Consider the following 8,281-nt stretch of genomic DNA (forward strand, 5'->3'; position numbering starts at 1 on the left):
CCGCCGGCGCGCGCGCATCGCGCGGTCGGCGTGATGACGACGACGGGGGGCGGCGGCGCGCTGGCGGTGGATGCGCTCGGCGTGCGCGGCATCGAGGCGCGCAAGCCCGATGCCGCGGCCGCCGCGAAGCTCGCCGAGGCCGGACTGCCGACGGAAGCGCGGCTGCTCGACATGACGCTGGCCGGCACCAAGCCCGACCGCGTGATGGCGGCCCTTGCCGGACTGCGCGCGGCGCAGGATACGGACCTCGCGCTCTGCGTCGTCGGATCCTCGGCGCAGTTCCGGCCCCACGACGCGGTGGCGGGTATCGTCGAAGGCGCGAAGGCGGCGGGCAAGCCTGTCGCGGCCTTCCTGGCCCCCCAGGCCGAGGCGTCGCTGCGTCTGCTCGCCGAGGCCGGCCTCGCCGCCTTCCGCACGCCGGAGGGTGCGGCCGATGCCATCGCCGCCTTCTGCGCCTGGCGCGCCCCGCGCGAGTCGGCTTCGCTTCCCACCCCCGCTTTGACCATCCCCGACGCTCCGGACGAGGCAGACGCCCGCGCGCTGTTCGCCACGCTCGGCCTCGCCTCCGACGCCGCCGTGATGCGCGGCGACGACCCGCCCGAGGGCCTGCGTTATCCCGTCGCCGCGAAGATCCTCTCGCCCGACATCGCCCACAAGACCGAGGTCGGCGGCGTCGCGCTGAACATCCCGGATGCCGCCGCGCTGCGCGCGACGTCGGCGGCGATGCGCGCCCGCGTCGCGGCGGCGGCGCCGGAGGCCCGCATCACGGGCATCCTCGTCCAGCCCATGGCCAAGGGCCTCGCCGAGGTGATCCTCGGCTTCCGGCGCGATCCGGAAGTCGGGCCCGTCGTGCTGCTCGGCGCCGGCGGCGTCCTCTCGGAGTTGCACCGCGACATCGCCTTGCGCCTGGCGCCGCTGGACGAGGCGGAGGCGCGCGGGATGATCGCCGAGGTGCGCGCGCTGGTTCCACTCACCGGCTGGCGGAACTTGCCGCCCGGCGACCTCGACGCGCTGGCCCGGGCCGTGGTGGCGGTCTCCCGCCTCGCCGGGCTGGATGGCGTCGCGGAGGCCGAGATCAATCCGCTGATCGTCCACGGGGAGGGGCAGGGCGTGACGCTTGCCGACGCCTGGGTCGTGCCTTCACGTCCGGCCCGGCCGGTGCCACGCTGAGCCCATGCATGTCGAGGACCTGATCCGCGCCCGCTACGGCGCGCTGCCCTTCGTCCCGGCCGAGGTGCCCGGCGCGCTCGCGCTGCTGCTCGACCGCCGCGTGACGCGCCGCTACCTGCCGGACAGCGTCGAGGATACGACGCTGGACACGGTGCTGGCCGGCGCGCAGTCGGCGCCATCGAAATCCGACCTGCAGCAATACTCCATCCTCGTCACGCGCGACGCCGCGAAGATCGCGGCCGTGGCGGATGCGATCGGCACCATGCCCTGGATCAAGGAAGCGCCGGTGCTGCTGCTGTTCTGCGGCGACATCCGCCGCGGCCGGCAGGTCTGCGCGCTGCATGGACGTGTGCACGCCAACGACAGCGCGGACACCTTCCTCAACGCGGCGGCTGATGCGTCGCTCGCGCTCGGCTTCTGCGTCATCGCGGCGGAGGCGGCGGGCCTCGGTACCTGCCCGATCTCCTATGTCCGCAATCATCTCGACCTGATCGCGGAGCTGTTCGGCCTGCCGGACGGCGTCTTCCCGGTCGCCGGCCTCACCCTCGGCTGGCCGGCGGCGCGCAACGCCACCTCGCCGCGCCTGCCGCCCGCGGTCGTGGTGCACCGGGAGCGCTACGACGACAGCGGGCTCGCCGCGGTGCTGCCGACCTATGATGCGCTGCGGCCGCCGGCCAAGCCGCGATACCCGGAGGTGCATGGGCCGAAGCCCGAGGGTTGCAGCTGGAGCGAGAACGCCGCGCGCCAGCTCTCCGTGCCGGAGCGTGCGGCCTTCCGCGCCTGGCTCGCCCGCAAGGACATCGCCCTTGGCTGACCTGCCTCGCCCCGATGGCGGCGCCGACAATCCGGGCGGCGGCGATCTGCGCCGGGCCGCAGCGCGCGAGCCGGGCAAGCGCGCGGTCAAGCCGCGCCACGCCGCAAGCCTGATCGTCTGGCGGCAGGCGCGCGGCGAGCCCGAGATCCTGATGGGCATGCGCCACGCGAAGCACAAATTCATGCCGAGCGTGCTGGTCTTTCCCGGCGGCCGCGTGGATCGTGCCGACCATGGCGTGAAGGCGCTGACCGAGCTGCGCGCGGAGACCGAGGCGCTGCTGCGCCACCGGGCGCCGCCCTCGCTGGCGCGCGCGCTCGGCGTCGCCGCGATCCGCGAGCTGGAGGAGGAGACCGGCCTGCTGCTCGGCAAGCGCAAGGGCGAGCGGCTGCTCGCCGACCTCGCCGCGCTCGACTATCTGTGTCGTGCCGTCACGCCGCCCTCGCGCGCCATGCGCTTCAACGCCCGCTTCCTGCTGGCCTCGGCCGAAGCGGTGCGGGGCGAGCTCGGCGGCTCCGGCGAGCTCGAGGGCCTCGGCTGGTATCCGCTGTCGAAGGCGCTGGAGGCGAGGCTTGCCGATATCACCCGCAAGATCCTCGGCGAATTCGCGCAGTGGATCGAGGTGCCGGCCGGCCAGCGGTACCTGCGGCCGAAGATCGTCTATCGCGGCAACGACAACCGGATGAGCGACGAGTAGCGCGCTTCTACCGGCCCTCGAACGCGTCGCCGTCGCGCGCTGCGGCGCCCTCGCGCTCCAGCTTGATCAGGTGGGCCAGCAGGCTGCGCGCGGCGCCGTTCACCAGCCGCGGGTCGAGCTCCGGGCCATAGACCGCTCCGACCAGCTCCCGCGCGGTGGCGCGGCGCGCGGCGCGCAGCGCGTCCAGGACCTTCGCCTCGCGCTCGCGCCGATGTGCGGCCAGCGCGGCAACGAAGGAAGCGGGCTCGGGCAGCGGCGGGCCGTGGCCGGGCAGGTAGAGCCGGTCGTCCCGCGCGGCGAGCTTCGCGAGCGAGGCCATGTAGGCAGACATGTCGCCATCCGGCGGGCTGACGACGGTGGTGGACCAGCTCATCACATGGTCGCCGCTGAACAGCACCTCGTCCGCGTCGGTCTCGAGCGCGAAGCAGAGGTGGTTGGCGCAATGGCCGGGCGTGTGGAGCGCCGTCGCGCGCCAGTCGTCGCCCTCCACCGTGCCGCCGTCGGGCAGGGTGATGTCTGGTCGGAAGGAGTGGTCGCCGCCCTCGCCGCCTTCCGTGGCCGGCGTCAGGTGCGGGCCGAAGCCGTAGGTGACGGCGCCGGTCGCGGCGGCGAGCGCGGCGGCGCCGGGCGAATGGTCGCGATGGGTGTGGGTGACGAGGATGCGCGTGATCCGCTCGCCCTCGGTCGCGCGCAGGATCGCGGCGAGATGCGCGGCGTCCGCCGGTCCCGGGTCCAGCACCGCCACCTCGCCGCGGCCGATCAGGTAGGTGTTGGTCCCGCGGAAGGTGAAGGGGCCGGGATTGGCGCAGAGGATGCGGCGCACCAGCGGCGCGACCTGCTCCGCCTCGCCATGCGGCAGGCTGTCGTCCTTGCGGAACGGGATGGTCATGTCCGTCGCCTCCCGAGCACGATCTCGCGGTGGAGGATGTAGAGGCTGGCCGCCACGATCAGCAGCGCGCCGGCCAGCGTCAGCAGGCCGGGCACGTCGCCGAAAGCGATCCAGCCGAACAGGATCGCCCAGAGCAGCGAGGAATAGGAATAGGGCGCGAGTGCGGAGACCTGCGCGCTGGCCCAGGCCTCGGTCAGCATCACCTGCGCGACGCCGCCGAGCAGCCCGATCGCGATCAGCATCAGGAGTTCCGTCGGACTGGGCGTGACCCAGAGGAAGGGCAGCGTCAGGCCCGTGATGATGGTCATCAGCAGCGACTGCCACATCACGATGGTGGTCGAGGCCTCGGTGCCCGAGAGCGAGCGGACGAGCAGCGTCGTGCAGGCCGAGAAGATGCCGTGCATCACAGCCGCGACGAAGCCCCATTTCGCCGCGCCTGCCAGGTCACCCGAGAACGCACCCTGGCCGAGCGCGATCACCAGGATGCCGAGGAAGCCGAGCAGCACGGCGCCGCTGCGGTGGATGCCGACCTTCTCGCCGAGGAAGGGGATCGACAGCAGCGTGACGAAGAGCGGCGTGGTGTTGGTCAGCGCCGTGTGCTCCGCCAGCGGCAGCACCGTCAGCGCGAAGAAGGAGCAGCCCATCGCCATGGTGCCCGTGCAGGCACGCAGGAAATGCGCGGGGAAGCGCTGGGTGCGCAGCACGCGCGACAGGTCGGCGGTGCGGTTCGCCCGCAGCACGATGGCGAGTACCACCGGCATGGCGAAGGCGCTGCGGAAGAACATCTGCTCGGGGAAGGGGATGCGGTCGCCCAGCGCCTTCACCAGCGCGCTCATCAGCGTGAAGAGCGCGCAGGCGCCGAGCATGAACAGCACGCCGCGCTGCATGTCGTGACGCAGCGGCATCAGCGTCGCTCCGTCATGTCAGCCCCTTGGGCACGCCGCACCCGCTCGCGGTGCAGGTTGTAGAGGCCGGCCGCCACCACCAGCGCCGCACCCGCGAAGGTCGACCAGGCCGGCACATGGCCCCAGATCGCCAGCCCCAGTACCACGCCCCAGAGGATGGTGGTGTATTCATAGGGCGCGAGCGCCGAGACGGGGGCGATGGCGAAGGCGCGGGCGAAGAGGAAGTGCGCGCAGCCGTTGGCGAGGCCGAGGAAGCCGAGGGCAAGCGCGATGTCCCATCCGGGCAGCAGCGGCCCGACCGGTGGAAAGACCGGCAGCAGCAGCAGCCCGATGGGGATGTGGGCGAAGAGCAGCCAGAAGGCGATGGCCTGCGGCGTGTCGCTCGCGGCCAGCACCCGGGTCCAGATGCGCGTGACGGCGAGCGTCGCGGCACCTGCCAGGATCATCGCTGCCTCCCACCGCCAGAGCTCGCCGCCGGGCTGGAGCATGATCAGCACGCCGACGAAGCCGACCGCGGTGCTGGCCATGCGCCGCCAGCCGACGCGCTCGCCGAGCATCGGGATCGCGAGCAGCGTCATGATCAGCGGCGCGGCGGCGTTCACCGCATAGCTGTCGGCGAGCGGGAAGCCGTTGAACCAGGCGAGGTAGAAGGCGACAGTGACCACGCAGTGCAGGGCCGAGCGCGTGGCCAGCAGCGGCACGCGCTGCGGCATCAGCCCCCTGCCGCCCGACAGCAACGCGATGGCGATCATGCCGAAGACGCCGCGCCAGATCATCGCCACCGCGACACCCACCTCCGGCAGCGCCCATTTGACCGAGGCGTCGGCCGCCGAGATCACCGCATAGCCGAGGGTGATGGTCGCGATGCCGCGCAGCGTGTCCTGCCGCAGCGGCAATCGCGGTTGGTGGTCAGGCAACGGCGCTGTCCAGCGCCGCCTCGCCCTGCATGCAGGTGGCCCCCGACTCGTCCCGGGTCTCGACCGCGCAGCCCTCGTCGGTCCGCCGCGCCAGCAGGGTGAGCGGCCTTCCGTCGAAGCAGGGGCGGCGGCCGCGGAAGGCGAAGCGCCGCAGCCGCGCGCCCGGCACGGCATCGAGCGCGAGGGCCGCCATCAGCGTCGCCTGCAGCGGGCCGTGCACGACCAGGCCCGGATAGCCCTCGACGCCGGTGACATAGGGGTGGTCGTAGTGGATCCGGTGGCCGTTGCCGGTCAGCGCGGAATAGCGGAACAGCATCACCGGGTCGGGCGTGACCACGCGCCGTGCCGCATCGGGCCAGTCCGGCGCGGCTTCGCCCGGCTTCACGGCGGTGCCCTCGGCGCCGCGATAGACGATGTCCTGCTCCTCCTCGATCGCGACGCCTTCCGGGCCCTCGACCACATGCCGGACGGTGACGAATACGAGTCGCCCGCTGCCGCCCGACTTCTCGTTCACTGACAGGATCGTGCTGGTGCGCCGCACCGCGTCGCCCTCGCGCAGCGCTGCGTCGCGGAAGGTCACGCGCCCACCCGCCCACATCCGCCGCGGCAGATCGTGCACCGGTGGCAGGAAGCCGCCGCGCTTCGGATGCCCGTCCGGGCCGATCCCGTCGGGCATCACCCAGTCCTGGAACAGCATCCAGTGCCAGAGCGGCGGCAGGACCGTCGGCGTCGCCACGCCGAGCGTCGCGGCCATGCCGCGCAGCAGACGCGCATCGAGGCGGTCGTCACGGGTTTCGGTGCGGCCGACATAGTCGGTGAAATCGTTGCTCACCGCATCAACCCCCTCTGGCGGCCGGCGCAGCCGGCCGAGGCCGCACATGCGGCCCGCGGCAAGTGCCGCGAAGCCAAGCCCGCGGATCCGGGCGCCGGCGAATGAGGCATGAAAGCTTCATCAATCCTCGCGGAGATAGAGCAGGTAGGTGTCCATGTGGACGACGCGGGTATAGCGCCGCCACGTCGCCTCGAACGCCGGATGGCGCGAGAAATAGGCGATCGGGTCGAACTCCTCCGCGCCGCAGCGCGGGATGCCGGGGTTCTTCGCGACCAGCACGCCGGCCGGCGGCGCCCGCGCGAAATCCTCGGCGACCGTGCGGTAGACCAGGAATTCCGGCCGGCTCATCTCCCAGGTGTCGCGGTAGCGCGGCGCGCCCTCCGGACAATCGGGATAGGCGCCGACCAGCACCCAGAGGTTCATGAAGCGCAGCGTGGAACGAGCGCGGGCATAGTTCAGCGCCGGATAGACCGGATAGATGTCGGGGCTCAGCACCAGCAGCCGCTCCCCGCCCACCTCGCGGCGCAGCGCAGCGGTCAACTCGCCGCCGGCGGTGCGGTCGTACCAGATCTGCCGCCACGGGCTCTCGCCACGGATCTGCAGCATGGCGACCGCCATCGCCGCTGCCAGAGCCAGGCCGGGCGCCGCGGCGACGGCGCGCGCCGGCGGCAGCGCGCGGTCGAGCCAGCTTGCCGCGAGGTGGCCGGCCAGCAGGACGCTCGCCATCGCGATCGGCACGACGTGGTAGCTCCAGCCCTTGTGCTGCACCCAGGCCGAGAGCAGCCCGCCGAGGCCGAAGGCCAGCAGCGCCTGGGCCGGCGCTCCCGCGCCGCGCCGGAGCGCGAAGGGCGCGAGCAGCAGCAGCAGCGCCACCGCCGCGCCGAGCTTCTCCGAGAGCAGGACGTCGAAGAAGCCGAGGCCGCCGGTGTCGAGGTAGAAGCCCAGCACCAGCGGCACCACGAAGCTGAAATAGGCCGGGAAGAGCAGCGGGATGGAGGCGAGATAGGCGAGCCAGACCGCCGCCATGCCCCAGGGGAGCGGATCGCGCAGCGCCGCCCGCAGACCGCGCCGGAGGAGCACCAGCGCCTCGACGAGCGCCGGCACGGCGAGGAAATGCGGCTTCAAGGCGAAGCCGAAGGCGGCGCAGATCGTCACGCCCCAGGCCAGGCTCCGCCGCGTCGGCAGCGCCTCGATCCGGCGGGCGGCGAGGAAGGCGTAGGGGATGGCGAACAGCGCCATCAGCTGCTCGCGCTGGCCGACATCGTAGGCGGCCATGACGCAGGCCAGCGGGACCAGCGCGTCCAGCGTCGCGCGCTCGATCGGCCCCTCCGCCCGGTCGCGCCGCAGCTGCACGGTCATCCGCCAGGCGAGGACGCAGCAGGCAAGCACGCAGAGCAGCAGCGCCTGCACGCCGTCCAGCGGGGTCCAGGCGCCGACCAGCGCCGGGATCGCCGTCAGCACGAAGATCAGCGGCGGGTTGACGTCGATCAGGTCACGATACAGCCGCTCGCCGCCGGTCCAGCGCTCCGCGAAGTTCAGGATGGCGGCGACGTCGTGGTTGAGCGGCGGCGCCAGCACCATCAGCAGGAAGGCGACGGCCGGGGCCAGCGCCAGCCCGCGCAGGATCCGGCTGCGCAGATCCGGTCGCGCAAGCATCTGAGGGGCCGTCCCGGCCGCCTCGGCCGTCGAGGAGGCGGGACTGTTCGGCGGCGGCGTCATGCAGGCTGGCCAGCGCAATCCATGCCGGTGCTTGCACATCCTGGCAACGCCATTGCGGCGGTGCCTGGGCAGGGCTGCCCCGACCTCGCCGCGGGGCCGCCTTGCCCTCGCCCCCGGCGGAGGTCACAACCCCGGGGTGGAAGCCGCCGAATACGACCTGATGGATGCCGCCGAGGACGGCATGTGGTGGTACCGCGCCGCCCATGCGCGCGTGCTCGATGCGCTGCGCGCACGCCCCGGCGCGTCGGGCCCCCTGCTGGACGCCGGCTGCGGCACCGGCGGGCTGCTGCGGGTGCTGGCCCAGGCCTGGCCGGCGCGCGGGGCTGTCGGGCTCGACTTCA

8 protein-coding genes and 1 pseudogene are annotated in these 8,281 nt (G+C 72.9%); 4 read left to right on the forward strand and 5 right to left on the reverse strand.

Going from position 1 to position 8,281, the window contains the following annotated elements; translation table 11 throughout:
- The 3 genes from L2I40_RS13745 to L2I40_RS13755 form a co-directional block, all read left to right on the forward strand.
- A partial coding sequence (locus tag L2I40_RS13745) for an acetate--CoA ligase family protein (protein ID WP_237215529.1) occupies positions 1-1,170 on the forward strand: 1,170 nt, incomplete at its 5' end.
- Positions 1,171-1,174: 4 nt separating this feature from the next.
- Entirely contained in the window at positions 1,175-1,984 is an 810-nt protein-coding gene (locus tag L2I40_RS13750) for a nitroreductase family protein (protein ID WP_237215530.1), read from the forward strand.
- Positions 1,977-2,678 carry an NUDIX domain-containing protein gene (locus tag L2I40_RS13755; RefSeq protein ID WP_237215531.1) on the forward strand — a complete coding sequence of 234 codons (702 nt, stop codon included), beginning with the start codon at positions 1,977-1,979 and terminating at the stop codon, positions 2,676-2,678. The genes L2I40_RS13750 and L2I40_RS13755 overlap by 8 nt, the downstream gene beginning before the upstream one ends.
- 7 nt (positions 2,679-2,685) lie before the next feature.
- Here L2I40_RS13755 and L2I40_RS13760 read toward each other — a convergent pair whose 3' ends face one another.
- From L2I40_RS13760 to L2I40_RS13780, 5 genes are all read right to left on the reverse strand, one after another.
- Positions 2,686-3,567, reverse strand: a complete 882-nt coding sequence (locus L2I40_RS13760; RefSeq protein WP_237215532.1) for an MBL fold metallo-hydrolase — start codon at positions 3,565-3,567, stop codon at positions 2,686-2,688.
- On the reverse strand, positions 3,564-4,472 hold the full coding sequence (locus L2I40_RS13765; RefSeq protein ID WP_237215533.1) for a DMT family transporter: 909 nt from the start codon (positions 4,470-4,472) through the stop codon (positions 3,564-3,566). The genes L2I40_RS13760 and L2I40_RS13765 overlap by 4 nt, the downstream gene beginning before the upstream one ends.
- The gene (locus L2I40_RS13770; RefSeq protein WP_237215534.1) at positions 4,472-5,389 is read right to left on the reverse strand and encodes a DMT family transporter; all 918 of its coding nucleotides are present in this window, start codon (positions 5,387-5,389) and stop codon (positions 4,472-4,474) included. Before L2I40_RS13770 ends, L2I40_RS13765 begins: the two co-directional genes overlap by 1 nt.
- Complete coding sequence (locus L2I40_RS13775; protein ID WP_237215535.1) at positions 5,382-6,221, reverse strand: FAS1-like dehydratase domain-containing protein; 840 nt, start codon at positions 6,219-6,221, stop codon at positions 5,382-5,384. The genes L2I40_RS13770 and L2I40_RS13775 overlap by 8 nt, the downstream gene beginning before the upstream one ends.
- 120 nt (positions 6,222-6,341) lie before the next feature.
- A complete protein-coding gene (locus L2I40_RS13780; RefSeq protein WP_237215536.1) occupies positions 6,342-7,877 on the reverse strand; it encodes a hypothetical protein in 1,536 nt (511 codons plus the stop codon).
- Between the two features lie 199 nt (positions 7,878-8,076).
- On the opposite strand from L2I40_RS13780, the pseudogene L2I40_RS13785 reads away from it, so the two are divergent.
- Positions 8,077-8,281, forward strand: a pseudogene (locus tag L2I40_RS13785) (class I SAM-dependent methyltransferase); the annotation flags it as partial.

Source organism: Falsiroseomonas oryziterrae (genome assembly GCF_021864505.1).
Lineage (GTDB): Bacteria > Pseudomonadota > Alphaproteobacteria > Acetobacterales > Acetobacteraceae > Falsiroseomonas > Falsiroseomonas oryziterrae.

What these genes read in the sequence shown, in the direction of transcription:
- L2I40_RS13780 (WP_237215536.1), bottom strand. Translation starts at nt 7,877, where the DNA reads ATGCTTGCGCGACCGGATCTGCGCAGCCGGATCCTGCGCGGGCTGGCG.
- L2I40_RS13750 (WP_237215530.1), top strand. Translation starts at nt 1,175, where the DNA reads ATGCATGTCGAGGACCTGATCCGCGCCCGCTACGGCGCGCTGCCCTTC.
- L2I40_RS13765 (WP_237215533.1), bottom strand. Translation starts at nt 4,472, where the DNA reads ATGCCGCTGCGTCACGACATGCAGCGCGGCGTGCTGTTCATGCTCGGC.
- L2I40_RS13760 (WP_237215532.1), bottom strand. Translation starts at nt 3,567, where the DNA reads ATGACCATCCCGTTCCGCAAGGACGACAGCCTGCCGCATGGCGAGGCG.